We start from the raw sequence: 23,891 nt of genomic DNA on the forward strand, positions 1-23,891 counted from the left end.
GTCCCGTTTCACCGGGGCCCTCCGGGCGCTTCCCTTCGTTCTTGCGTTTCCGACTCTATCAGACTCTTTCGTGTCCGATTCCCGGTCGAAGCGGGTCAAGCGGTCCTGCTCTTTTCGCTTTCCAGGTTCTTCGCTTTCGCGTTTTCCCTTTCCGGCGAGTCCGACTCTATCAGATCCTTTCGGGCCTGATTCCCAGTCAGCGGGGCTTGTCTTCCCGGCCGTTGGGCCGTTCCGACGCTCAAACTCTAGCGGATTCTCCCGGCGGCTCATAATCGGGCCTTCGCAATGAATTCCGGCATGCCGAAATCATCCCGAGTGGGAGATCGTGCTGAAGTTTGGTTGCCGCGTTCGCGGCGGGATCGGCTGCCGCGGAACCGTTCCGGCTCCGTGACAACTCGGAGAACTTTACGGATCCACCAGGGGTGTGTCAACCCTCCCCCGGGCCATCCCCGGAGGCCATCAGTCCAGGTCGGTGAGGCGGCCGCCGGCGTCCGGCTGGGCGTGCTCGACACGGCGCAGGAGGCGGACCAGCAGCTCGCCGAGGACGCCGCGTTCGTCGCCGGACAGGTCCTGGAGGAGGTCCTCCTCGAAGTCGCTCGCCATACGCATCGCCTCGAGCCACTTCGTACGGCCCTCGTCGGTCAGCTCGACGATGACGCGGACCCGGTTGTTCTCGTCGCGGTCCCGGGTGACCAGGCCCTCGCCGGCCATCCGGTCGATGCGGTGGGTCATGGCGGCCGGGGTGAGGCCGAGGCGCTTCGCCAGTTCGCCGGGGCCCAGCCGGTAGGGGGCGCCCGCCAGGACGAGGGTCTTGAGGACCTCCCACTCGGCGTTGCTGATGCCGAGCGCCGCGACCTGTCTCCCGTAAGCGACGTTCATCCGGCGGTTCAGGCGGCCCAGTGCGGAGACGACCTGTTCGACCTGGGGGTCGAGGTCGCGGAACTCGCGCTGGTAGGCGGCGATCTGTTCGTCGAGGCTCGGCTCGCTGGGGCCGGGCTCCTCGGGGCTCTCAGACATGGCGGGCAGTATGGCACGCCCTCACCACCCTTGAAGTCCTTCAACCTGTAGTTTTCACCTTCTAAGTTTAGTGCTAAAGTCTTCGAGTCTGATTTCTTCGAGACTTCGAAACCTTGAGGTAGGTGAGTGTGACCAGGGAGATGGGCGCAGCGCTGCGGCGGATCCAGCTGGGCAGCGCGCTGAGCGCGTTCGGGCTGGGGTTCACCGTTCCGTATCTGTACGTCTACGTGGCACAGGTACGGGATCTGGGCGCCGGGACGGCGGGAGTCGTGCTGGCGGCCTTCGCGATGGCGGCGCTGGCCGTTCTGCCGTTCACCGGGCGGGCCATCGACCGGCGGGGCCCGTTGCCCGTGCTGGTGGTGGCCTCCGCGCTGGCTTCCGTGGGCGCCGTCGCCCTGGGGTTCGCGAGCAGTGTTCCGGCCGCCGTGCTGTCCGCCGCGGTCCTGGGCGCGGGCACCGCCGTCATGCAGCCGGCCCTCGCCACGATGCTCGTGTGGTGCTCCAGCACCGCGACCCGTACGCGCGCCTTCGCCATGCAGTTCTTCCTGCAGAACCTGGGGCTCGGCCTCGGCGGGCTCGTCGGCGGGCAGCTGGTGGACGTGGACCGTCCGGCGAGCTTCACGATGCTCTTCCTGATCGAGGCCGCGATGTTCGTGGTTCTCGGTGTCACCGTGGCCACCGTGCGCATGCCGCGTACCGCTTCGCTCGGCGGTGCCCGCCCCGCGGACGGGTCCGCCGCGAAGGGCGGCGGGCTGCGGGCGCTGCTCTCGCACCGGGCCATGGTGCAGCTGTGCGTGCTCGGGTTCGTGCTGTTCTTCGCCTGCTACGGGCAGTTCGAGTCCGGTCTGGCCGCGTACGGCACGGAGGCCGCCGGGATCGAGCCCTCCACCCTCGGCTTCGCGCTGGCCGCCAACACCGCGGTCATCGTCGTCGCGCAGTTCGTCGTGCTCCGGCTCGTGGAGCGGCGGCGGCGCAGCCGGGTCATCGCCGCGGTCGGCCTGATCTGGGCGTTCGCCTGGATCGTGGCGGGGTACGCGGGGCTGGGCCACGGCAGCCAGACCATGGCGACGGCCGCGTTCATCTCGACGTACGCGCTGTTCGGGCTGGGTGAGGCGATGCTGTCGCCGACCGTCGCCCCGCTGGTCGCCGATCTGGCGCCGGAGTCGATGGTCGGGCAGTACAACTCGGCGTTCGCCCTGTGCAAGCAGCTCGCGCTCGCGGTCGGTCCGGCCGTCGGCGGGCCGATGGGGGCGTCGCTGCACGGCCCGTACATCGTGACGTTCGTGCTGTTCTCGCTGGGCATCACGGTGCTCGCGCTGCGGCTGGGGCGCCGGCTCACCCCCGTACAGGACCAGCCGTCGCTGGCCAACATCCCCTCGCGGGTGGTGGCGGTGTCACTGCCCGAGGGGCCGGATGTCGCGGTGCCTGCCGAGGACACCGCACCCGCCTCCGCCGGTCACTGACCGGACCTGACGAAGAACGTTCGCCCTGCCGCTCTGCTTCACTGCGGCAGGGCGAACTCGCACCAGACCGCCTTGCCGCCGCCCGGTGTGCGCCGGCTGCCCCACGAGGTGGCGATCGAGGCGATGATCGAGATGCCGCGTCCCGCCTCGTCCGCCGGTTCGGCCTGGCGGCGGCGCGGCAGGTGGTCGTCGCCGTCGGTGACCTCGATGATCAGCCGGCGGTCCGTGCGGCGCAGCCCCAGGCGCATCGGCGGGGTGCCGTGCTGGAGGCTGTTCGCGACCAGTTCGCTGGTGGCGAGGACGCCCAGGTCGCGGAGTTCGACGGGGAAGCGCCAGGAGGTCAGGACCCCGGTGGCGAAGGCGCGGGCGCGCGGGGCGGCCTCGATGCCGCCGAGGAGATCGAGCGCGGCGTTGTGGAACAGCTCCGCGTTCGCCCCCGTACGGGAGGGGTGCTGGACCACCAGGACCGCCACGTCGTCGTCGTGCTCGGCGGTCACGCCCAGGGAGCGGATCAGCCGGTCGCAGACCACCTGCGGTGATCCCTTGGCGCCGGAGAGGGCGCGGGCCAGGGAGGCGACGCCCTCGTCGATGTCCTCGCTGCGCCGTTCGACCAGGCCGTCCGTATAGAGGACGGCGGTGGAGCCGGGCGGCAGCGCGATGGTGCCCGAGGTGTGGACCCAGCCGCCGGTGCCGAGCGGGGGTCCGGTGGGGTCGGCGGCGCGGTGGACCGTGCCGTCCTCGTCGCAGACGAGGATCGGGAGGTGGCCGGCGGAGGCGTAGACGAGCCGCCCCTCGTTCGGATCATGGACGGCGTAGACGCAGGTCGCGATCTGGCTGGCGTCGATCTCGGAGGCCAGGCCGTCCAGCAGCTGGATCACTTCGTGCGGCGGGAGGTCGAGCCGGGCGTAGGCGCGGACGGCGGTGCGGAGCTGGCCCATCACGGCGGCGGCCCGGACCCCGCGGCCCATCACATCGCCGATGACCAGGGCGGTGCGGCCCGCGCCGAGGGTGATGACGTCGTACCAGTCGCCGCCCACGGCGGCGTCCGTGCCGCCGGGCTGATAGGTGGCGGCGATGCGGAGGTCGTCGGGCTGTTCCAGCTCCTGCGGGAGCAGGGAGCGCTGGAGGGTGACGGCCGTTTCGCGGTGGCGGCGCTCGCTGGTGCGCAGGCGCTCGGCGGCTTCGGCGTGGTCGGTGACGTCTGCCGCGTAGACGAGGACGCCGCCTTCCCGCTTGCTCTCCCCCTTGCCGTCTCCCTTTTCCTCTTCGTTCCTGTCCCAGGCGGCTACCGGGGTGCAGGTCACGGTGTACGAGCCGCCCTCGGCGGTCCTGCGGGACTTGACCGTACGGGCGGTGCCGCTGCGCAGGACCTGGTCGAGCAGCGGGACCACGCTGAGCTGGGCGAGCTCGGGCATGGCCTCGGCCGCGGGGACGCCGGACGGGCGGGGGCCGAACGCGGTCTCGTACGCGTCGTTGACGTACGCGACGCGGTGGTCCGGGCCGTGCAGCAGGGCGACGGGGGCGGGGAGCCGGCCGAGGATCTCGCGGGCGGAGAGGTCGTCGAGGGCGGGCCCGGGGAGGGCCTCCGTCGGGACGGGGCCGGAAGGCGCCGGGGAGGCGTCGTCCGGCGGGGCGGGCGAGCCCTCCGGCCGGGCGTACTCGGCTCGGGCCGCCGGCACGGAACTACGGTCGTCCCGCGCGGCGGCTCGGCGCTGCGTTCCGGGAAGGCGGGCGCTCCAACGCGTGAAGTTCACGGTATTTCTGGCCTCGTGTGTCGGTCTGGTCCGCTCGGGCGGGCTGCTTCTTCTGCCGTTTCCTCGGCCGTGTTCGGGGCTCCGGGGGCCGTACCCCCGGGAAGGCGCAGCCGGGCCTCGTCGTGCTGTTGGTGCGTCGCTGCTGGTCACTGTTGGTCACTGCGGAGCGGGTCACTCTGTGCAGGCGTGGGCCCACCTATGGTCACACGTCCAGTGTGACCGACCGTACTGACAGTCGCCGCCCCGGCCGCCTGTCAGCTGTCCGCCGGATGTCCGTCAGCTGTCCGTCCGGCGGTCGTCCGGCGGTTCTTCCGGGCCCTTCGGGCGGCCGGGGCCGGGGAGCCCCGGGTTACCGGAGCCGCCCGCCGCGAGTTCGAACTCGGCGCGGGGGTGCTCCAGCGAACCGAGGGAGACGATCTCGCGTTTGAAGAGCCCGGACAGGGTCCATTCGGCAAGGACGCGTGCCTTCCGGTTGAACGTCGGCACCCGGCTGAGGTGGTACGCACGGTGCATCAGCCAGGCGGGGTAGCCCTTGAGCTTGCGACCGTAGACGTGGGCGACGCCTTTGTGCAGTCCCAGGGAGGCGACGGATCCGGCGTACGCGTGCCGGTACTCCTCGAGGGGCCGGCCGGCGACCGAGGCCAGGACGTTGTCGGCGAGGACCTTCGCCTGGCGCACCGCGTGCTGGGCGTTGGGGGCGGTCTCGCGGCCCGGTTCGGATGCTGTCAGGTCGGGTACGGCGGCGGCGTCGCCGGCGGCCCAGGCGTGTGGCATGCCCTCGACGCCGAGGGTGGCGGTACAGCGGAGCCGGCCGCGTTCGGTGAGGGGCAGGTCGGTGGCGGCCAGCAGCGGGGCCGGTTTGACGCCCGCGGTCCATACGAGGGTGCGGGTGGGGAAGCGGGAGCCGTCGCTGAGGACGGCGACGCGGTCCTCGCAGGTGTCGAGGCGGGTGTCGAGGCGTACGTCGATGTTCCGGCCGCGCAGCTCGCCGATGGCGTACGTCCCCATGGCCTCGCCGACCTCGGGGAGGATGCGCCCGGAGGCCTCGACCAGGATCCATTTCAGGTCGGTCGGCTTGATGTTGTGGTAGTACCGCGCCGTGTAGCGGGCCATGTCCTCCAGCTCGGCCAGCGCCTCCACGCCCGCGTAGCCGCCGCCGACGAAGACGAAGGTGAGAGCGGCGTCGCGGATCGCGGGGTCGCGGGTGGCGGACGCGATGTCCATCTGTTCGATGACGTGGTTGCGCAGCCCGATGGCCTCCTCGACGGTCTTGAAACCGATGCCGAATTCGGCCAGGCCGGGGACGGGCAGGGTGCGCGAGACGGACCCGGGGGCGATGACGATCTCGTCGTACGCGATCTCCAGGGCTCCGGTGCCGTCCTCGCCGGTGGCGAGGGTGGTGACGGTCGCGGTCCGTTTGGCGTGGTCGATGCGCTGTGCCTCGCCGATGACGATCGTGCAGTCGTTCAGGACGCGGCGCAGCGGCACGACCACATGGCGCGGCGAGATCGAGCCGGCGGCCGCTTCGGGGAGGAAGGGCTGGTACGTCATGTACGGCTCGGGCGTGACGACCACGATCTCGGCGTCGCCGCTCTTCAGTCTCTGCTTCAACTTCCGTTGGAGACGCAGCGCTGTGTACATCCCGACGTAGCCACCGCCGACGACGAGAATGCGCACACCTGGCCGGGTGCCGGGGGCCGTCCCCCGGGAATCTGGAGCCATCACCTCCCCATGACGCAACGGAGTCAGTGGTTTGTCCACAGGCCCGGCAAATTGTGTGACTGGAGGATCCTCAACGGCACTCGTGGCCCGCGGGTGGCGAGAAACGACAGCCGTGCAGGTCAGGCGCTACGCACGGGGGAGGCCGGAGGCCGATGTTCCGGCGAGGAGCGGATCTTGGTCCGATCGGGGGGCGCCCCATGCGGAACTACCCCCTTCTGAATTGACGCGGGCTCAACTATGTTCGTAACCCGTCGGGGTGTCGGGTGCGGATTTCGTTGTGCTCCGCTCCCCGACTGAAACGGCGGGAAGTCTCCGGGGGGAGACGTCATAACCGGGGGAAGTTATGCATATTCAGGATACGCATGGCCAGGCTGCGCTCTCGCGGGCGTCCGAGGACCACGGACGCCTCGGCTCCGTGGGTGCGCTCGGCGTGATGAGCTCGGCGGACGCCGTTCGCTCGGCGGCCGCGGTGAGTGCCGCGGCGATGGGTTCGGCCGGTGCCGGACAGGCCCCGAACGGGGCGACGGCATCGGGTACGGCGACGACGGGGGCCGCGGGCGCACCGCGCTCGGCTCCGCTGCGCGTCGACGCACAGCGCAATCTGGAGCACGTGTTGCGGGCGGCGCGCGAGGTGTTCGGGGAGCTGGGTTACGGCGCTCCGATGGAAGACGTGGCACGTCGCGCGCGCGTCGGCGTGGGCACCGTCTACCGGCGGTTCCCGAGCAAGGACGTGCTGGTGCGCCGGATAGCCGAGGAGGAGACCTCCCGGCTGACCGAGCAGGCGCGTACGGCGCTGGGGCAGGAGGAGAAGCCCTGGTCGGCGCTCTCCCGCTTCCTGCGTACGTCCGTGGCGTCGGGTGCGGGCAGGCTGCTGCCGCCGCAGGTGCTGCGGGTCGGGGTCGACGGGGAGGAGCCGGGTGCACCGGCGGCTTCCGGGTCGACGTCGGCGGCGGGCGCGGTGGACGAGACGCGTGTTCCGCAGCAGCGGCAGGGGGTGGGCCAGGACGACTTCCGCGTCGTCGGCCAGCGCTCCGGGGGCGGCGACGGGCTCGACGGCCTCGGTGAGGACACGGGCTCGGTCGAGCTGCTGGAGGTCGTGGGGCGGCTGGTGGACCGGGCGCGGGACTCCGGTGAGCTGCGCCGGGACGTGACGGTGGCCGATGTGCTGCTGGTCATCGCCACGGCGGCTCCTTCGCTGCCGGACGCCGCTCAGCAGGCCGCGGCCTCGGCCCGGTTGCTGGACATCCTGCTGGAGGGTCTGAGGTCGCGGCCTGCGTGACGGCCCTTCCGTCCACGTCGGTCCGTCCGGGTCGGTCCGTCCGGGTCGGTCCGTCCGGGTCGGTCCGTCCGGGTCGGTCCGTCCGGGTCGGTCCGTCCGGGTCGGGCGGGCCGACGGGCGGGCGCGGGGCGGTGAGCGGGTGCGGGGCGGTGAGCGGGTGCCGGGAGACGAATGAGCAGGGTCTCATTCCCCGAAAGAAGGGCTTCTAGTACTCGCATTCGAGAAAACGCCCCGGATGAGTGGTTGGCAGGAGTGAGAGGCCAACGCGATTGAGCCATGTGGCAGTCTTGGCCGGTATTCGGGTCCGAGGGTGTATACGGGGGCTTCCGCGATGAGCGGTAACGAGCAGCAGGAAGAGCCGCTCGACGAGATCGCTGCGGCGGGCGGGGGCACGAAGGCCGACGGGATGTCCTCCGGGCACGTGCCGGCCCAGGCCGTGCGCGGCGCGTCGGACGGCGAGGCCGAGGGCGGCACCGTCCTGCCCGGCCCGTGGCCGGCCGTCGCCGAGGAGGACGCCTCCGGCGGAGCCGGCGCGCACGCGGTTCCGCAGCAGCGCGCGGGCCGCAGTGGGGCTCCCGAGGCCGGCCTTTCCGACGCCCGGCTGATCGAGGACATGCGGGCGGGCGACGACCAGGCCTACGAGGAGCTGTTCCGGCGGCATTCGGGCGCCGTGCTCCGCTACGCCCGCAGTTGCTGCCGGGACGGACACACCGCCGACGACCTGACGGCCGAGGTGTTCGCGCGCACGCTCCAGGCCGTACGGGGCGGAAAGGGGCCGACGGAAGCGGTCCGGGCCTATCTGATGACCGCCGTCCGCCATGTCGCCGCCGCCTGGACGAAGAGCGCGAAGCGTGAGCATCTGGTCGACGACTTCGCGGTGTTCGCCGCACAGGCCTCCCGCTCCTCCGAGCTCTCCGACGACGACACCCTCGACCTCGGCGCCGATGTCCTGGCGATGCACGAGGCCGAGCAGACGATGGCGATGCAGGCGTTCCGAAGCCTCCCGGAGCGCTGGCAGGCGGTCCTGTGGCACACCACGGTGGAGGAGGAGTCGCCGAGCGAGATCGCCCCGCTGTTCGGCCTGACCGCCAACGCCACCGCCGTCCTGGCCAGCCGCGCCCGCGAAGGGCTCAAGCAGGCCTATCTCCAGGCCCATGTCAGCCAGGCGCTCACCACCGGCGGGGACTGCGCGCAGTACGCCGACCGGCTCGGCGCCCACGCCCGGGGCGGGCTGCGGACCCGGGCCGAGCGCGGGCTGCGCAAGCACCTCGACGAGTGCGCCAAGTGCCGGGTGGCCGCGGGCGAGCTGGACCATGTGAACGCCGGGATTCCGGCGCTGCTGCCCGTCGCGGTCATCGGCTGGTTCGCCGCCGGGTATGCGCTCAAGGCCGCGGGCATCGTGGCCGGTGGCGCGGCCGGGGCCGCCGGAGCGGGAGCCGCGGCCGCGGCCACCGGGTCCGGTTCCACCGGTGGAGCCGCAGGGGGCGCGGCCGCATCCGAAGGGCTCGGCGCGCCCGCCAAGGCCGGGATCGCCGCCGCCGTGGCCGTGGCCGCCGCGGCCGGTCTGGTGTGGGCGCTCGTCGGCGACGACCAGCCGAAGCCGGAGCCCAAGCCGGTCGCGAAGCCTCCGGTCGTGGCGCCCGCGGTGCCGGCGCCGGAGCCGCCGCCGCCGTCCCCGAAGCCCGCCCCGAAGCCTCCGGCCGCCCCCGCGCCGCCCGCACCCCCGGCACCGGCCCCGTCGAAGCCGGCCCCGACACCGACGCCCAGCCCCACGCCCTCCCCCGCGCCGCCGCCGAAGCCCGCGCCCCCGGCACCGAGCCCGCCGCCGTCCCCGAAGCCGACGCCCAAGCCGCCGAAGCCCACACCGCCGCCGCCCGCCCCGGAGGTGTATCAGGTCAGCGAGCTGGCGTACTCCGTGTTCGGCGACCACACCGAGCCGGAAGTGGCGATGGGGAAGAGCAGTTGGGTCTGGCAGCGGTCGAACGTGTCGATCGCCTCCACCCGTTACGCGCACGGGGTGACCGTGCACGCCCGCTCCTCGGTGACCATCGAGCTGAACCGGCCGTGCACGCGCTACGAGGCCATGGTCGGGGTGGACGATCTGACGCTCGGGCTCGGCGCGGTGCGCTTCTCCGTGTTCAACGGGGACGGGGCCCGGCTGTGGCGGTCCCCGGTGGTGAAGGGCGGTGATCCCGCCGTCCCGGTGAGCGTGAACATCGCCGGACAGTCCTCGATCCGCCTCGTGGTGGAGCCGGAGACGCCGTTCGGCGGGGTGGCCCTGGCGGACTGGGCGGAGTCCCGCATCAGCTGCGCCTGAGGTCCCGGCCCCGACACTCCCGGGAGCCCCCGGCGTCGTCTTCCGGTCAGGGCTGGAGTGTGCGCCGGGCGGGGATCACTCCGCCCGCGACCGCGCGCTGGCGCGGAGCTGCCGTGCCCGTCCAGCAGGTGCCGCGGCGGGTCACCAGGCGGCGCAGCCACAGTTCGGTGGAGGCCAGGTCCGCCAGGCCGTCCAGCGGCAGCGGCTCGCCCTCGGAGGCGGCGCGCAGGGCCTTGCGGACCACCCGGGCCTCGACCAGTCCCGCGTCGGCCAGCAGCGGGGCGTCGAACAGGGCCATCAGCTCGGGCAGCGCGGTGCGCAGACCGGTCCGGGTGACGGCGGTGGAGGTGGCCTGGGAGGGCGCGCCCCAGCCGGGCGGCAGATCGTGGATGCCCGCCCCGCCGAGCACCCGGCGCAGGATCGCGGCCCGGGCGCCGGGCTGGACGCGCAGCGACTCGGGCAGCGCGCGGGCCGCCCTGACCACCTGGTTGTCGAGGAACGGGGCGTGCAGGCGCTGGCTGCGGATCTCCGCGGCCTGTTCCAGGATCCGGTGGTCGGCCGCCCCCCGGGCGAGCGCGGCGCGGGCCCGGGCCTCCCCCGGGCGCTGCACGGAGGTGGGCCGGATCGCCGCCTCCTGGAGGCGAACCGATACTTCGGCCAGCGCCTCCCCCGTCAGCCAGCGCGCCGCGGGCCCCGGGCGCGACCAGGCGAGGGCGGCGAGCGAGGCGTCGGCGGGGGTGGCGAGGTCGGGGGCGTAACGGTTGGCGTCGGGGAGGAGCCCGGCGGCGGACTCCAGTCCGGTGCGGTAGGACGTACGGGCCAGGCGGCGGGCGGCGCGGTAGACCGTGAGCGGGACGAACAGCGAGTGCGCCGTGGGGCCTTCGGCCTTGGTGAGGGCGGCGACGGGGCGCAGGAGGTGGCGTCTGCGCCGGTCCATCAGGAGGTCGGCGAGGCGGGCCGGGTGCGCGTCCAGGACCTGCCGGGCCCCGTGGCCGACGAGGTGGTCGGCGCTGCCCGCGGAGAGCCGGCGGCGGTGGCGTTCGGCGAGGACGAGGGAGGGGGCCGGTTCGTCGGTGAGTGCGCCGGTCTCCAACGCGGCGTACGGCAGGGCCTCTTCGCCCGCCGCGACGACCACGTGGTGCAGGCGCGGGTTGGCGGCGATGGCGCGGGCCCGTTCCAGCTCGTCCTCGTTGCCGCGGGTGGTGAGGTCGTTGAAGGTGACGGCGAGCAGCCGCTCGCCCGCGCCGGTGCCGTGGCCGAGGAGGGTGCCGGGCAGCCCGGGCAGCCCGGAGGCGAGCAGGGCGAGGGTGGCCGACGCGCTGCCGCCGGAGAGGTCGGCGCCGATGCCCGCCACCGGGCCGCCCCGGGCCGCGCGCCGGTCGGCGGGGCCCATGCCGGGGACGGGCCCCGGGTCCGGCGGCATGCTTTCCGGCGCGTGGCGCGGGGCCGTGAGCCGGGCGCGTACGGCTTCGACGAGCGCGTCCCGTACGCCCTCCACGGCGTGCACCGGGTCGGCCTGGGGTGCGGCGACGGCGAGCGAGGCGACGGCTTCGTACCCGGTGATCTCCCGCGAGCCCTCCCGCAGGATGAGCGCGTGGCCCGGCGGCACCCGCTTCACGCCGACGTAGGGCGTGCCGTCGCCGAGGGCCTCCGGGGTCTCCGGGCAGGCGAGCAGGGCGGCGAGGTGCCCGATGTCGAGCTGGGCCTCGATGAGGTCGGCGAGCGGCAGGGCGGCGGTGGCGAAGGCGGTGCCGTTGGCCCAGGGGGTGTGGAAGACGGGCCGGGCTCCGGCCAGGTCGCCCGCGACGGTGATGCGGCGGCCGATCTGCACGACGGCGGTGTAACTGCCGGGCCAGGCGGTGAGATGGCGCATCGCTCCGCCGCGCGCGGCGAGCAGTCCGACGCGCAGCTGCTCGTCGGTGGCTCCGCAGCAGCCGAGGACCGCGAGGCGGGCGGTGGGCGCGCCTTCGGGGGTCGCGACGCCGATGACGCGGATCTCGTCGGGGCGCCAGTCGCCGACCGCCCACAGCGGATCCGGGTCTCCCCACAGGAGTTGGGAGCCCACGGGGTGAACCGTGCGCCCCTCTCCGCCGTTTCCGACGGCGCCGACGGTGCCGAAGCTCGCGGCGATACTGCTCCATCCCACCAACCAACGCATCGCCGCCTCCACAGGCTGTGGACAAACGGCGCACCTGAGAGACGAAACGCCGCTGCGGGACATGCTGCCACGACAATGCCGCAGGAGAGGGTGTACGGGCGGCGCACGCCGGAAGAGCATGCGCCCCTGGCAAAGGCCCGACGTGACCTTCACCGTGACCACAGCAACGGAACTGCGTGTTCCGGGAGTTACGGAGAGGGGGCCGTACGGCCTCCGCGCCGCCCCGGCCCGCCCCCGTGGAAGGGGAGGGGCCGGCGCCGCCCGGAAACAGCGCCGATATCCGGCCATAGTCGGACCGTTGGCCAGACCCTCACCGGACCGTCGCTATTCGGCCATTCTCTCGAAGCGCCACCACGCGCGCATACCGTGCCGCGCCCCCCTGGCGAGCCCTTCCACGCACAGTCCGGGAGGTGGGCCTCACCTCCCGGACCGGTCCACCGCCCGCGGGGAATGGAGCGGCGGTTTCCCCCAGCCCACTGAGTCCAGCGCAGCGGGCCGACCCACGCGGTACCCAGACAAGCGTTCCGGTGACGGCCGGGCCAGAGCGCACGGCCGGGCGCACGGCCACACACCGGGAGCACGCCGCACCCCGGCCCGCGCACCGACGCCCGGGCGGCCCGGACCGCCCGCACGGACAACAATCCCGCCAACCGGACGTCTGCCCCTTAACGGTAGGGATAGGGAGAACTACGCTGTGTTTACTGGTGTTCTCAGCAGGGGGGCATATTCCTCGGGGCTCGGCCACATGCGTGTGCAGGCGGAGTACGAGGGTTCGAACCTGGGGAGGCATCGGTACGAATGCCGCGCGCCGTCCTCGGTGACGCGGCGGCTGTCTGTGTGTCGAGGGGTGGCGCATGTCCAGGGAGCAACGCGGGCCGAACGAGAAGCTCGGCACGGTTCTCGCCCTCGCGGGAATCAGTAACGCCGGGCTCGCCCGGCGGGTCAACGACCTCGGAGCACAGCGCGGTCTGACACTTCGCTACGACAAGACCTCGGTGGCCCGGTGGGTCGCCAAGGGGATGGTGCCGCAGGGCGCGGCGCCGCATCTCATCGCGGCGGCGATCGGGGCCAAGCTCGGCCGCCCGGTCCCGCTGCACGAGATCGGGCTCGCCGACGCGGACCCGGCCCCGGAGGTCGGCCTCGCCTTCCCCCGGGACGTGGGCGAGGCGGTCCGGTCGGCGACCGAGCTCTACCGGCTGGATCTGGCCGGGCGGCGGGGCGGCGGCGGGATCTGGCAGTCCCTGGCGGGATCGTTCTCGGTGAGCGCCTACGCGACGCCCGCCTCCCGCTGGCTGATAACCCCCGCCGATCCGTCGGTGGCCCGGGACCCGACGGCGGCACAGGCGGCGGCTCTCGGGGCACGCGGCGGCGGACCCGACGGGCCGTCCGGTCCGGCGGCCCGCGGCACGGGGGCCGCACCGGACGCCCGGGGCGCACAGATCCTCCACACTCCCGGAGGCACACCCGGCACGCCCGGCACCCCCGGCGCGGCCGGCTCCGTCCCCGTACAGCCCGGCCCGGAGACAGCGGCGGACGCCTCGCCGCTGCGGGTCGGCCACAGCGATGTGTCGAAGCTGCGCGAGGCGGCCCAGGACGCCCGGCGGTGGGACTCCAAGTACGGCGGCGGCGACTGGCGTTCCTCCATGGTCCCCGAGTGTTTACGGGTCGACGCCGCACCGCTGCTCCTCGGCTCGTACACCGACGAGGTCGGCCGGGCCCTGTTCGGCGCGTCCGCCGAGCTGACCCGGCTGGCCGGCTGGATGGCCTTCGACACCGGCCAGCAGGAAGCCGCCCAGCGCTACTACATCCAGGCCCTGCGGCTGGCCCGCGCCGCCGCCGACGTCCCGCTCGGCGGCTATGTCCTCGCCTCGATGTCCCTCCAGGCGACCTACCGCGGCTTCGCCGACGAAGGCGTCGACCTCGCCCAGGCCGCCGTCGAGCGCAATCGCGGCCTGGCCACCGCCCGCACCATGAGCTTCTTCCGGCTGGTGGAGGCCCGCGCCCATGCGAAGGCCGGCGACGCACCGGCCGCGGGGGCCGCGCTCAAGGGTGCGGAGAGCTGGCTGGAGCGGTCCCGAGGGGGCGACTCCGACCCGCCCTGGCTCGGCTTCTACGGCTACGACCGGTTCGCCGCCGACGCCGCCGAGTGCTACCGGGACCTGAAGGCCCCCCGCCAGGTGCGGCGCTTCACCGAGCAGGCGCTGTCCCGGCCGACCGAGGAGTTCGTCCGCAGCCACGGGCTGCGGCTCGTCGTGTCCGCCGTCGCCGAGCTGGAGTCGGGCAACCTGGACGCGGCCTGCGCGGCGGGCACCCGGGCGGTGGAGGTCGCGGGCCGGATCTCCTCGGCCCGCACCACGGAGTACGTGCGCGATCTGCTGCACCGCCTGGAGCCGTACGGGGACGAGCCCCGCGTCGCGGAGCTGCGGGAGCGGGCCCGCCCGCTGCTGGTGACGTAGGACCGAGCCGCCTGTGACGTAGGTCCGAGCCGCCCGGCGGGACGCCCGCCGGGCACAGTGTGCGCCACGCCCTGCCCGGCTCGGGTTTGAGCCGGTTGTCAGTGGGTCAGTGCACTATCGGGGTGGGAGGTGGCGTGATGATGACGCACGCGGCGTACGACTGCGATGTGCTGGTGATCGGCGGCGGGATCGTCGGTCTGTCGACCGCGTATGCGCTTCTGCGGTCCGCCCCGGGCACCCGGGTGACGGTCCTGGAGAAGGAGCGCGGCCCCGCCCGCCATCAGACCGGCCGCAACAGCGGCGTGATCCACAGCGGCATCTACTACCGCCCCGGTTCCCTCAAGGCCCGGTACGCGCTGCGCGGCTCCGCCGAGCTCGCGGACTTCTGCGCCGAGCACTCCATCGCCCACGCCACCACCGGCAAGCTGATCGTCGCCACCGAGCGCTCCGAGCTGCCCCGGCTGCACGGCCTGGTGCAGCGCGGCCGCGAGCACGGACTGCCCGTGCGGGAGCTGGGCCCGGCCCAGATCGCGGAGTACGAGCCGGACGTCCGGGGCCTGGCGGCGATCCGGGTCGGCACGACCGGCGTCTGCGACTTCACCGCCGTCGCCACCCGCTTCGCGACCGAGGTCACCGCGGCGGGCGGCATCGTGCGGTACGGCGCGGAGGTCACCGCGATGGACCGGCGCCCCTGGGGCGTCGCGGTGCGCACGGCGGACGGCCTGGTCGTCCGGGCCCGGGTACTGGTCAACTGCGCGGGGCTCCACTCCGACCGGGTGGCCCGCCTCGCCGGGGACGACCCGGGGGTGCGGATCGTGCCGTTCCGCGGCGAGTACTACACGCTGGCCCGCCCCGAGCTGGTGCGCGGTCTGGTCTACCCGGTGCCGGATCCGGCGTTCCCCTTCCTCGGCGTCCATCTCACCCGGGGCTTCGACGGCTCCGTCCACGTCGGCCCGAACGCGGTCCCCGCCCTGGCCCGCGAGGGATACGCCTGGCCACAGGTCCGCCCCGCCGAACTGCTGTCCACGCTGAGCTGGCCGGGCACCTGGCGGATCGCCCGCCGGCACTGGCGGTACGGGGCGGGCGAGGTGCACCGCTCGCTGTCCCGGTCCGCGTTCACCCGGGCCGTCCAGCGGCTGCTGCCCGAGGTGCGGGAGGAGGACCTGCGCCCGTCGCCCGCGGGGGTCCGGGCCCAGGCGGTGCTGAAGGACGGCACGCTGGTCGACGACTTCCTGATCCGCGAGGCCCCGCACACCGTGCATGTGCTCAACGCCCCGTCGCCCGCCGCGACGGCGTGCCTGCCCATCGGACGGGAGGTGGCGCGGCGCGCGCTGCGCCGGGCTCGGGAGACGGGGTGGAGGCCGCCCGCCGTAGAATCCGGTCATTGTGTCTGAGCAGCCCTTGAACCCCACCTCCGCCGCAGCCCCCGACGACGCCACGGCCGACGCGATGGCCGACGGCCGCACGCCGACCGGCTCCACGGCGGCCGATGTCACGGCCGACGCCACGGCCGCCGAGGAAGCCGCGGCCCTGCGCGCCGCCTCCTTCGAGCGGGCGCGCCGGCTGCGCCAGGAGCCCCGCTTCCCCGGCGGCCCCGCCGCCGACCCCGCCGGCTCGCACCACGAGCGCCGGATCCGCAGCTTCCAGCCGCGCCGCAGCCGGGTCACGACCGGCCAGCAGGACGCCCTGGAGCGGCTGTGGCCGAAGTGGGGCCTGGACATCGACGGCAAGCGCGTCCTGGACCCGGCCGAGATGTTCGACGGCCTGCCCGTCGTCCTGGAGATCGGCTTCGGCATGGGCGAGGCCACCGCGCAGATGGCGGCCGACGACCCGGGCACCGGCATCCTCGCGGTCGACGTCCACACCCCCGGCCAGGGCAATCTGCTGGGCCTCGCGGACAAGGCGGGCTCGACCAACGTACGGGTGGCCAACGGTGACGCGGTCATCCTGCTGCGCGAGATGCTGCCCCCCGAGTCGCTGGACGGTCTGCGGGTCTATTTCCCCGACCCGTGGCCCAAGGCCCGGCACCACAAGCGGCGCCTGATCCAGCCGGAGTTCCTGGACCTGGTGGCCCCGGTGCTGAAGCCCGGCGCGATCGTCCACTGCGCTACCGACTGGGAGCCGTACGCCGAGCAGATGCTGGAGGTGCTCACCGCGCACCCCCGCTTCGAGAACACGGCGGCCGACGGCGGCTACGCCCCGCGTCCCGCGTTCCGGCCGCTCACCCGCTTCGAGGGGCAGGGCCTGGACAAGGGCCACGTCGTCCACGACCTGCTGTTCGCCCGCGTCTGACCCACGACGGGGCATGACGGCGTACGGCCATGTCCTGGCCGGATGCGCCGTCGCCGGGTGTCGGTGCTCCTCGTTAGGGTCAAGAGGTGTCCGACCCCTCCGTGCGGTATCAGCAGGCGCGGCCCGCCGTCCCGGTCCTCCACGAGCAGCGGCTCGACGAGGTCCTGGGCGCCGCGCCGGAGCGTGGCCAAGGACGTTACCGGCCGCGCCGCGTCGGCATGGTGTGGCGGAGCAAGGTGTTCCGCGCCGGGACCGTGATCGTGGCGCTCGTGCTGTGCGGGCTGGTGATCCTGGCCCTCGTCCGTGAACAGACCGGCCCGGAGGGGTTCCTCGTCGGCCTCGGCCTGGCGGTGCTCCCGGTGCCGCTCCTGATGGCCGCCTTCCGCTGGCTCGACCGGGTCGAGCCGGGCCCCTGGCGGAATCTGCTGTTCTCCTTCGCCTGGGGCGCGTGCGCCGCCGCGCTCGTCGCGATCATCGCCAACTCGTTCGCGACGCGCTGGATAGCCACCGCGACGGCCGACCCGGCGAGCGCCGACACCCTCGGGGCGACGGTGATCGCGCCGATCGTGGAGGAGAGCGCGAAGGCCGCGGCCGTGCTGCTGATCTTCCTGTTCCGCAGGCGGGAGTTCAGCGGGGTGGTGGACGGGATCGTCGTCGCCGGGTTCACCGCGACGGGCTTCGCGTTCACCGAGAACATCCTCTATCTGGGCAACGCCTTCGGCGAGGACCAGCTGCTGGGCAGCTCCGGGTTCGCCTCGGTGACGGCCGGGACGTTCTTCGTGCGGATCGTGATGTCGCCGTTCGCGCACCCCCTGTTCACGGTCCTCACCGGCCTCGGCTTCGGCTTCGCGGCCGTCAGCGCCCGCCGCCACCGGGTCCGCCGGATCGCCCTGCCGGCGCTGGGCCTCCTGCTGGCGATGGGCCTGCACGCCCTGTGGAACGGCTCGTCGGCCTTCGGCCCGTACGGCTTCTACGCGGTGTACGGGATCGTCATGGTCCCGGCGTTCGGCCTGGTGACCTGGCTGGCGATCTGGTCGCGCCAGCGGGAGCTGCGCACCCTGGCGGCCGAGCTGCCCGCGTATGCGGCGGCCGGCTGGCTCACCCCCGCCGAGCCGTCGGCGCTCTCCTCGATGCGGGCCCGGGGCATGGCCCGCGACCTGGCCCGCCACTGGCAGCCGGACCGGACCCGGGGCCGGGCGGCGGCCCGCGCGGTCGCGGAGTACGAGTCGTTCGCGACCTCCCTGGCGGGGCTGCGCCGCCGGGCCCGCCACGGCGCGGTGGGCCCGGACTTCGGCGCACGGGAACGGGAGTTGCTGCACCACCTCTGGCAGCGCCGGGACATCGCGGCCCCGGCCCTCACCCACGCGGCCCGCCTCACGTGCCGCCCGGGCGCCCACCGCTCCCCCACCCCACCGATGCCGTACGGAAACGGATACGGCCACGGACACGGGTACGGCCCGGCGTACGGGCAGCCGCACACGCAGCACTACGGGTACGGGTACGAGTACGGCGACCCCGGCTCCGTCAGGCCGACGCCGCGGTGAGCAGGGCGAGTTCCCGGTCCGTCAGCCGCAGATCGGCGACCGCGACGAGGGCGGGGAGCTGCTCGACCGTACGCGCGGAGGCGATCGGGGCGGCGACGGTCGGCTGTGCGGCGAGCCAGGCGAGGGCGACCGTCGCGATCTCGGCGTTCCGTGCCCCGGCGATGTGGTCGAGGGCGGCCAGCACCAGGCGGCCCCGCTCCGACTCCAGGTGACTGCCCGCCTTCGCGGCGCGGGGGCTCTCCACGGTCGAACCGAGGCGGTACTTGCCGGTGAGGAAGCCGGAGGCCAGTGCGTAGTACGGGACGGCGGCGAGACCGGCGTGGGCCGCGGTGTCCTGGAGCGCGCCCTCGTAGGTGTCGCGGGAGACCAGGTTGTAGTGCGGCTGGAGCGCGACGTACCGGGCGAGGCCCTCGCGCTCGGAGAAGTCGAGGGAGGCCGCGAGGCGCTCCGGGCTGATGTTGGAGGCGGCGATGTGCCGCACCTTGCCGTCCTTCACCAGCTGGTCGAGGGCGGTGATGATCTCCTCGACCGGGACGGTCTCGTCGTCGAAGTGCGTGTAGTAGAGGTCGATGTGGTCGGTGCCGAGCCGGCGCAGCGAGGCCTCGGCCGCGCCCTTGACGGTGCCGGCGGAGAGGCCCTTGTGGTCGGGGTGGGCGCCGGCCTTGGTGGCGACGACGATGTCGGACCGGTTGCCGCGGGAGGCGAGCCACCTGCCGATGACGGTCTCCGACTCACCGCCCCGGTTGCCCTCGACCCAGGCGGAGTACGCGTCGGCGGTGTCGATGAAGTTGCCGCCGGCCGCGACGTACGCGTCCAGGACGGCGAAGGACTGCTTCTCGTCCGCCGTCCAGCCGAAGACGTTGCCGCCGAGGGCGAGGGGGAAGACCTGGAGATCGGAGGTGCCGAGCGTGCGTGCGGAAGTCATGTGAGGGTTCAACGGGCCGGGGCGGGGGCGGTATTCCGCCGCCGCGCGGGCCGCACCGCCCCCGGACAGACCGGCAGCCCTGACGTCGGGGGGTGTGCGTCAGGGCTGCCGGGGTTTCAGGGGGCCGGCGACGAAGGACGTCGGCCGGGGCCCGGGGCCCGAGGAGGGCCGGTGGAGGGCCGAGGGCTCAGACGTTCAGGCCCTTGCTGTTCAGCCAGGCCATCGGGTCCATCGCCGAACCGCCCGCGGTGCGGACCTCCAGGTGGAGGTGGGTGCCGGTGACATTGCCGGTGGCGCCCATGCGGCCGATGGTCTGACCGGTGGTGACCTTCTGGCCGACGGAGACGTCGATCGAGGACTGGTGCGCGTACCAGATCTCCGTGCCGTCCTCCAGCTGGAGGACCGTGCGGTAGCCGTACGAGCCGGACCAGCCGGCCGACGTGATGGTGCCGCTGTGCACGGCCTTGAGCGGCGCACCGGTCGACCCGGCGAAGTCGAGACCGGTGTGCTGGCCGGAGGACCACATCGCGCCGGACTGACCGTAGGTCGAGGTGAGCGTGTACGAGGAGGTGGGCAGGGAGAAGCTGGCGGCGAGCTTGGCGAGACGCTCCGCTTCCTTCTTCTTCGCGGCTGCCTCCTCCGCCGCCTTCTTCTTCGCGGCGGCCTCGGCCTCGGCCCGGTCCTGCTGCTTCTTGGCCTCCTCCGCCGCCTTCTCGGCCGCGGCCTTCTCCGCCGCGGCCTTGGCCTCGGCGTCGGCGCTGGCCTGCTGCTGCTCGGCCTGCTGGAGGATCCGGGCGCGCAGGGCCTCGCCCGCGTCGGTGCCCTGCTCGGCCTCGGCGCCGGTGAGGCCGACGTTGGTGAGCGGTGCGGCCGCGGCGACCGGGGCGGGCTCCGCGTCGTCCGACATGAAGGACCCGACGCCGGGAAGGGACTTGGCGTCGGGGAGGTTGTCCGCGATGGAATCGGGAAGAGAGATGGAGACCGGCGCCTTGTCCTGCGCGGTGGCCATGCCGCCCGCACCGACAGCCGCTATGACGCCGACCCCGAGGACGGTGGAGCTACGGGCCAGACCACGCTGCTTGGCTACGCGGTGCCTGCCGCGCACGGGACGGATGGACTCCTCGGTGGGATTCCACTCCTCCCAGGACCGCTCCGCGTCACCGAAGGTGTCGGCACTGAAGGGTGACGGGGCCTCAGGGGCAGGCTTGTTGGACGCCACGTGGGCGCACTCCTTTCCTTCCTTCTCGCCTACCGGGTTAGCTGACGGGTTCGGAGCAGGAAGGTCTCCTACGGGCCCCTCCGTCTCTCACGAGACGCAGGCGTCCGATTCACCCCATGTAGGTGGTTCCCCGGTTTCCTTGCGGAATTCGGCGCTCGCGCGCGGCGCCGTCTCTGACGACGGCTGTGACGACCGCGCTGCGTTATCGAACGTTAATAGACGCACGGGCCCGATTCCAAGCTGTTCCTGTTGATCATTAACGAACACGACCGGGATGTACGGGTCACAAGCGGGTGGAATCGGGCGACTTGACCGCGGCTCAGTCGCACCTCTTTTTCTGACGTTGTGTCAAATGTTATGCGGAGCGGTGCCCTTCGGTTACGCACCGTGTCATCGCCCGCATCAGTGTGCCGCGTCGTCGCCCCGGCCCACGATCTTCACCGTCGTCCGGCGCACGGGCTGCCCCTCCGCCGGCCGGCCGACCGCGAGCAGCGCCATGTCGTCCGTGGACCGCCCCCCGGTGTGCAGCCGTACGTCGTCGGTCAGCGCCGACAGCAGCTCCTCGGGACCCGGGAAGATCCGGCCGCGCAGCCGGGCCGCCGGATCGTAGAAGACCCCGTTCGCGTCCCGGGCCTCCGACAGGCCGTCCGTGAAGGCGAGGAGCGTCGCGCCTGCGGGCATCTCCCACGCGTCGGCCCGGTCCGGCCACACCCCCAGGTCCATCCCCAGCGGCATCGCGGGCACCGAGGGCGCCAGCACCTCCAGGGCGCCGTCCGCGTGCAGCAGGATCGGCTCGGGGTGACCGCGGTTGACGAGGCGCAGCGAGGCCGAACCGGGCGGGATCTCGGCCAGCACGGCGGTGATGAACCCCTCCATGGCGTCCAGCCCGTACCGTCGGGTCCCCTCCCGTGCCAGCGCCCGCTCCAGCCGCTGCGCCACGCCCTCCAGCGAGAGCTCCTGCTCGGCGGCCTCCCGGAACGCCCCGATGATCACCGCCACCGCCTCGACGGCGTCCAGCCCCTTGCCGCGTACGTCGCCGACGACCAGGCGTACGCCGTACGGGGTGTCCGCGACGGCGAACAGGTCGCCGCCCACGAACTCGTCCGCCTGCGCCGCCTCGTACCGCGCGGCGACCTGGAGCCCGCCGATCCGCTCGGCCGGCGTCGGCAGCACGGCCCGCATGGCGGTCTCCGCGATGACCCGGGCCGAGGCCAGCTGCTCGTTGCTGCGCCGCACGACCCCGTTGATGAGGAGGGCGAGCACCGCGGCGGTGAGCACGGTGATCATCTCGATGACGGGGACCACCTGGGTGGACGTCCCGTCGGAGAGCCGCATCGCGATGACGGAGAGGATCGCGGCGATGCCGGTGCGGACGGTCCGGGACAGCGAGAAGAACGGTGCGGCGATCAGCGGGGCCGCGACGAACAGGGGGACGGCGGTGAAGTTGGGCGGCGCCAGCGAGTCGAACACCAGCCCGCCGACGATCAGCAGGGCGGGCAGTATCCGGACGAACCGGCGTGACCCCCGGCTGTCGGGCGTCACATTGCCCTCCGGGGACCCGAACACCGCACGGCCCACGGCGTCGATGCTCCCCGCCGTGCCGCTACGCCGTCTCTCGGCCATCCCCACCTGTGCACTCCTGCCCGGTCCACCCACGGCTGCGGACGGTACCGCGCCCCGTCCAGGCTTCCCGGAGCCGCGCCGAGCGGCGACTCCGCATCGGCCGAATAGGGGGAAGCGGACGGAGTCCCGGCCTTTCCGTGGTCAGTCGGAGAGCCGGTGTTCCGCGTAGACCGTCAGTGCGTCCCGTACGAAGGCGGCGGTGCCGTCCCCGTAGCGATCGTAGTTCTTTCCGAAGCGGGGATCGGCGACATACATCTGACCGAGCCCGATCACGTACGAACGGCTGGGCTCCTTGGCCGACGACAGCCAGGCGCAGTGCCGCCGCGCGAGTTCCTGCGCCTCGGCCCCGTCGGCGGCGAGCCCGGCCTCCCTGGCCCGCCCCCAGTCGCGCGCGATGGCCTCGTGCTCGTCCTGGAACGCCCGCTTCTCCCGGTCCCCGAGCGAACGCCACCAGCGGTCGCCCTCCTCGTACGCGTCCCGGCCCCAGCGCTCGGTCACCTCCTGCTCGTGGGCGGTGTGGTCGAACCCGTCGAACATTTCCTCGGCCATGAGTTCCGTCCCCTCCTGGGTCTTGTGGAGAGTGGTCCGCACCGAGGCGATCTGCCGCCCGATGCGCGCCTGCTCCTGTTCGAGCAGCCGCAGATGCGCCCGCAGCGCCACCGCCGTGTCCCGCTGCCCCGCGAGGACGTCCTTGATGGCGGGCAGCGAAAGACCGAGCTCCCGCAGCAGCAGGATGCGCTGCAGCCGGACGAGGGCGTCCTGGTCGTAGTAGCGGTAGCCGTTGCTCCCGATCCGGCTCGGCGTGAGGAGACCGAGGTCCCCGTAGTGCCGGAGCGTGCGGCTCGTCGTGCCGGCTTTTCTGGCGATTTCCTGAATGGACCACTCCATGCCGGAAACGCTAGATCTTTACGCTGCGTCAAGGTCAAGCGTGTCCGGCCGGCCCTCCGGTATCCGGAAACGACTCGGGCCCGGCACGCTGTGCGTGCCGGGCCCGGGCCTTCAGTAGCGGGGACAGGATTTGAACCTGCGACCTCTGGGTTATGAGCCCAGCGAGCTACCGAGCTGCTCCACCCCGCGTCGGTAAACACAACTCTACGGCATCGGAGCGGCCGCTCCGACCACTTTTCCCAGGAGCCACGTGACGCCGGTCGCAGTCACCGCCGCCGAGGCAACCCCACCCGGGCAGCGGGGGCTCCCGGATACGGGGAGGCAGGGACACCTCCACCCAGCGGAAAAGAAACGGGGGAGAACCGAACCGATGAATGAAGCGATCAAGAAACTCGCCGGGTTCGCCGCGCTGGTCTGCGTGGTGACCGCCGCCTGGGGGCTGATCTCGGGCAAGGGCATCAGCGAGTACTGGCTGCCGGGCGTCCTGCTCGTCGGTGTGCGCGCCCTGGTGGTCCTGATCCCGGTGGCGATCCACCGTAAGAAGTAGGGCCGGGAACGACGGAGGGCCTCGACCGGCGGAAGCCGGTCGAGGCCCTTCTGACAGGTCGGAGGATTCCCCTGCCCCGCGATTCGGTAGGCCGTGTGGGACTCGAACCCACAACCAACGGATTAAAAGTCCGCTGCTCTGACCAATTGAGCTAACGGCCCTCGACGGATCACCCCCCGAGCATAGCCCGCCCGGTCCCGGCAGCCGATCCGGTATCGGTGTCGGGCCCGTCGCGGGCCCCGGGAGGCGGGCCGAGGCGGGCTCCTGGGGGCCGGGGAACAGCAACAGGGCCCGTACGTCACCGAGTCGGTTCGGTGGCGTACGGGCCCTGCCGGTCTGTCAGGCGGACCTGCTCGGCCGAGTGGAGGCCGAGCCGGGGTCAGCCGTTGCGCTTCCAGCGCGGCTTGTCGTCGCGGCGGCCGAAGGAACCGGTGTTGGTGCCGGTGTTGGCGCCGCGGTGGTCGTCACGACGGCCGGTCGGGCGGTCGGTGCCGCCGCCGGAGCGGAAGCCGCCCGCGGGGCGGTCGTCGCGACGGTCACGGTTGAACGGGCGGTCGCTGCCACCGGAGCGGAAGCCACCGGAGGGGCGCTCGTCGCGGCGGTCGCGGTTGAACGCCGGACGGTCGTTGTCCCGACGCTCGAACGAACGGCCACCACGGTCATCGCGACGGTCGCTGCTGCCACCGG

The 23,891-nt window shown here is 73.1% G+C and carries 16 protein-coding genes, 2 tRNA genes, 1 pseudogene and 1 riboswitch; of the genes and pseudogenes, 8 read left to right on the top strand and 11 right to left on the bottom strand.

All coding sequences use genetic code 11. The features are described from left to right. Positions 1 to 459 precede the first annotated feature (459 nt). On the bottom strand, positions 460 to 1,017 hold the full coding sequence (locus ACIQPT_RS13440) for a MarR family winged helix-turn-helix transcriptional regulator (protein WP_401155590.1): 558 nt from the start codon (positions 1,015 to 1,017) through the stop codon (positions 460 to 462). Between the two features lie 140 nt (positions 1,018 to 1,157). Here ACIQPT_RS13440 and ACIQPT_RS13445 point away from each other — a divergent pair, with 140 nt between their 5' ends. Further along, positions 1,158 to 2,480, top strand: a complete 1,323-nt coding sequence (locus ACIQPT_RS13445; protein WP_401155949.1) for an MFS transporter — start codon at positions 1,158 to 1,160, stop codon at positions 2,478 to 2,480. Between the two features lie 38 nt (positions 2,481 to 2,518). On the opposite strand, the gene ACIQPT_RS13450 is transcribed toward ACIQPT_RS13445, so the two are convergent. Then, positions 2,519 to 4,234: a SpoIIE family protein phosphatase gene (locus ACIQPT_RS13450; protein ID WP_401155591.1), complete on the bottom strand. Its 1,716-nt coding sequence runs from the start codon at positions 4,232 to 4,234 to the stop codon at positions 2,519 to 2,521. Positions 4,235 to 4,510: 276 nt separating this feature from the next. Next, positions 4,511 to 5,956: an NAD(P)/FAD-dependent oxidoreductase gene (locus ACIQPT_RS13455; RefSeq protein ID WP_401155592.1), complete on the bottom strand. Its 1,446-nt coding sequence runs from the start codon at positions 5,954 to 5,956 to the stop codon at positions 4,511 to 4,513. 343 nt (positions 5,957 to 6,299) lie between these two features. Here ACIQPT_RS13455 and ACIQPT_RS13460 point away from each other — a divergent pair, with 343 nt between their 5' ends. Then, complete coding sequence (locus ACIQPT_RS13460; RefSeq protein ID WP_401155594.1) at positions 6,300 to 7,235, top strand: TetR/AcrR family transcriptional regulator; 936 nt, start codon at positions 6,300 to 6,302, stop codon at positions 7,233 to 7,235. Positions 7,236 to 7,566: 331 nt separating this feature from the next. Then, a complete protein-coding gene (locus ACIQPT_RS13465; RefSeq protein WP_401155596.1) occupies positions 7,567 to 9,552 on the top strand; it encodes a sigma-70 family RNA polymerase sigma factor in 1,986 nt (661 codons plus the stop codon). A 46-nt stretch (positions 9,553 to 9,598) separates the two neighbouring features. On the opposite strand, the gene ACIQPT_RS13470 is transcribed toward ACIQPT_RS13465, so the two are convergent. Continuing rightward, on the bottom strand, positions 9,599 to 11,710 hold the full coding sequence (locus ACIQPT_RS13470; RefSeq protein WP_401155598.1) for an asparagine synthase-related protein: 2,112 nt from the start codon (positions 11,708 to 11,710) through the stop codon (positions 9,599 to 9,601). 854 nt (positions 11,711 to 12,564) lie between these two features. Between ACIQPT_RS13470 and ACIQPT_RS13475 the strand changes: the two genes are divergently transcribed. The 4 genes from ACIQPT_RS13475 (at position 12,565) to ACIQPT_RS13490 (ending at position 18,002) form a co-directional block, all read left to right on the top strand. After that, positions 12,565 to 14,166, top strand: coding sequence for a sporulation protein (locus tag ACIQPT_RS13475; protein ID WP_401155600.1), 1,602 nt, complete (start codon positions 12,565 to 12,567; stop codon positions 14,164 to 14,166). 137 nt (positions 14,167 to 14,303) lie between these two features. Beyond that, positions 14,304 to 15,560: an L-2-hydroxyglutarate oxidase gene (gene lhgO / locus ACIQPT_RS13480; protein WP_401155602.1), complete on the top strand. Its 1,257-nt coding sequence runs from the start codon at positions 14,304 to 14,306 to the stop codon at positions 15,558 to 15,560. Beyond that, positions 15,553 to 16,458 (top strand): tRNA (guanosine(46)-N7)-methyltransferase TrmB, encoded by a 906-nt coding sequence (gene trmB, locus ACIQPT_RS13485; RefSeq protein ID WP_401155604.1) that lies wholly within the window; start codon positions 15,553 to 15,555, stop codon positions 16,456 to 16,458. The genes lhgO and trmB overlap by 8 nt, the downstream gene beginning before the upstream one ends. A gap of 86 nt (positions 16,459 to 16,544) precedes the next feature. Next, on the top strand, positions 16,545 to 18,002 hold the full coding sequence (locus ACIQPT_RS13490) for a PrsW family intramembrane metalloprotease (protein ID WP_401155606.1): 1,458 nt from the start codon (positions 16,545 to 16,547) through the stop codon (positions 18,000 to 18,002). Here ACIQPT_RS13490 and ACIQPT_RS13495 read toward each other — a convergent pair. The 5 genes from ACIQPT_RS13495 to ACIQPT_RS13515 all read right to left on the bottom strand — a co-directional run bounded on the left by ACIQPT_RS13495 (position 17,983) and on the right by ACIQPT_RS13515 (position 22,846). Further along, positions 17,983 to 18,927 carry an aldo/keto reductase gene (locus tag ACIQPT_RS13495; RefSeq protein WP_401155608.1) on the bottom strand — a complete coding sequence of 315 codons (945 nt, stop codon included), beginning with the start codon at positions 18,925 to 18,927 and terminating at the stop codon, positions 17,983 to 17,985. The genes ACIQPT_RS13490 and ACIQPT_RS13495 overlap by 20 nt on opposite strands. A gap of 187 nt (positions 18,928 to 19,114) precedes the next feature. Next, positions 19,115 to 20,146: a M23 family metallopeptidase gene (locus ACIQPT_RS13500; RefSeq protein WP_401155610.1), complete on the bottom strand. Its 1,032-nt coding sequence runs from the start codon at positions 20,144 to 20,146 to the stop codon at positions 19,115 to 19,117. An 11-nt stretch (positions 20,147 to 20,157) separates the two neighbouring features. Then, a riboswitch (cyclic di-AMP (ydaO/yuaA leader) is annotated at positions 20,158 to 20,310 on the bottom strand. A 238-nt stretch (positions 20,311 to 20,548) separates the two neighbouring features. Then, complete coding sequence (locus ACIQPT_RS13505; protein WP_401155611.1) at positions 20,549 to 21,769, bottom strand: PP2C family protein-serine/threonine phosphatase; 1,221 nt, start codon at positions 21,767 to 21,769, stop codon at positions 20,549 to 20,551. A gap of 141 nt (positions 21,770 to 21,910) precedes the next feature. Further along, positions 21,911 to 22,657, bottom strand: a complete 747-nt coding sequence (locus ACIQPT_RS13510) for a MerR family transcriptional regulator (RefSeq protein ID WP_401155613.1) — start codon at positions 22,655 to 22,657, stop codon at positions 21,911 to 21,913. Positions 22,658 to 22,772: 115 nt separating this feature from the next. Continuing rightward, a tRNA-Met gene (locus ACIQPT_RS13515) sits at positions 22,773 to 22,846 on the bottom strand. A 181-nt stretch (positions 22,847 to 23,027) separates the two neighbouring features. On the opposite strand from ACIQPT_RS13515, the gene ACIQPT_RS13520 reads away from it, so the two are divergent. After that, entirely contained in the window at positions 23,028 to 23,204 is a 177-nt protein-coding gene (locus tag ACIQPT_RS13520) for a hypothetical protein (protein ID WP_401155614.1), read from the top strand. Positions 23,205 to 23,291: 87 nt separating this feature from the next. Here ACIQPT_RS13520 and ACIQPT_RS13525 read toward each other — a convergent pair. Further along, positions 23,292 to 23,365, bottom strand: a tRNA-Lys gene (locus tag ACIQPT_RS13525). A 218-nt stretch (positions 23,366 to 23,583) separates the two neighbouring features. Next, positions 23,584 to 23,891: pseudogene (locus ACIQPT_RS13530) on the bottom strand (RNA helicase); the annotation flags it as partial.

The organism is Streptomyces sp. NPDC091289 (genome assembly GCF_044757365.1).
Classification (GTDB): Bacteria; Actinomycetota; Actinomycetes; order Streptomycetales; family Streptomycetaceae; genus Streptomyces.

What these genes read in the sequence shown, in the direction of transcription:
- ACIQPT_RS13510 (WP_401155613.1), bottom strand. Translation starts at nt 22,657, where the DNA reads ATGGAGTGGTCCATTCAGGAAATCGCCAGAAAAGCCGGCACGACGAGC.
- ACIQPT_RS13520 (WP_401155614.1), top strand. Translation starts at nt 23,028, where the DNA reads ATGAATGAAGCGATCAAGAAACTCGCCGGGTTCGCCGCGCTGGTCTGC.
- ACIQPT_RS13465 (WP_401155596.1), top strand. Translation starts at nt 7,567, where the DNA reads ATGAGCGGTAACGAGCAGCAGGAAGAGCCGCTCGACGAGATCGCTGCG.
- ACIQPT_RS13440 (WP_401155590.1), bottom strand. Translation starts at nt 1,017, where the DNA reads ATGTCTGAGAGCCCCGAGGAGCCCGGCCCCAGCGAGCCGAGCCTCGAC.
- ACIQPT_RS13495 (WP_401155608.1), bottom strand. Translation starts at nt 18,927, where the DNA reads ATGACTTCCGCACGCACGCTCGGCACCTCCGATCTCCAGGTCTTCCCC.
- ACIQPT_RS13505 (WP_401155611.1), bottom strand. Translation starts at nt 21,769, where the DNA reads ATGGCCGAGAGACGGCGTAGCGGCACGGCGGGGAGCATCGACGCCGTG.
- ACIQPT_RS13470 (WP_401155598.1), bottom strand. Translation starts at nt 11,710, where the DNA reads ATGCGTTGGTTGGTGGGATGGAGCAGTATCGCCGCGAGCTTCGGCACC.
- ACIQPT_RS13475 (WP_401155600.1), top strand. Translation starts at nt 12,565, where the DNA reads ATGTCCAGGGAGCAACGCGGGCCGAACGAGAAGCTCGGCACGGTTCTC.
- ACIQPT_RS13445 (WP_401155949.1), top strand. Translation starts at nt 1,158, where the DNA reads ATGGGCGCAGCGCTGCGGCGGATCCAGCTGGGCAGCGCGCTGAGCGCG.
- lhgO (WP_401155602.1), top strand. Translation starts at nt 14,304, where the DNA reads ATGATGACGCACGCGGCGTACGACTGCGATGTGCTGGTGATCGGCGGC.
- ACIQPT_RS13455 (WP_401155592.1), bottom strand. Translation starts at nt 5,956, where the DNA reads ATGGCTCCAGATTCCCGGGGGACGGCCCCCGGCACCCGGCCAGGTGTG.
- ACIQPT_RS13460 (WP_401155594.1), top strand. Translation starts at nt 6,300, where the DNA reads ATGCATATTCAGGATACGCATGGCCAGGCTGCGCTCTCGCGGGCGTCC.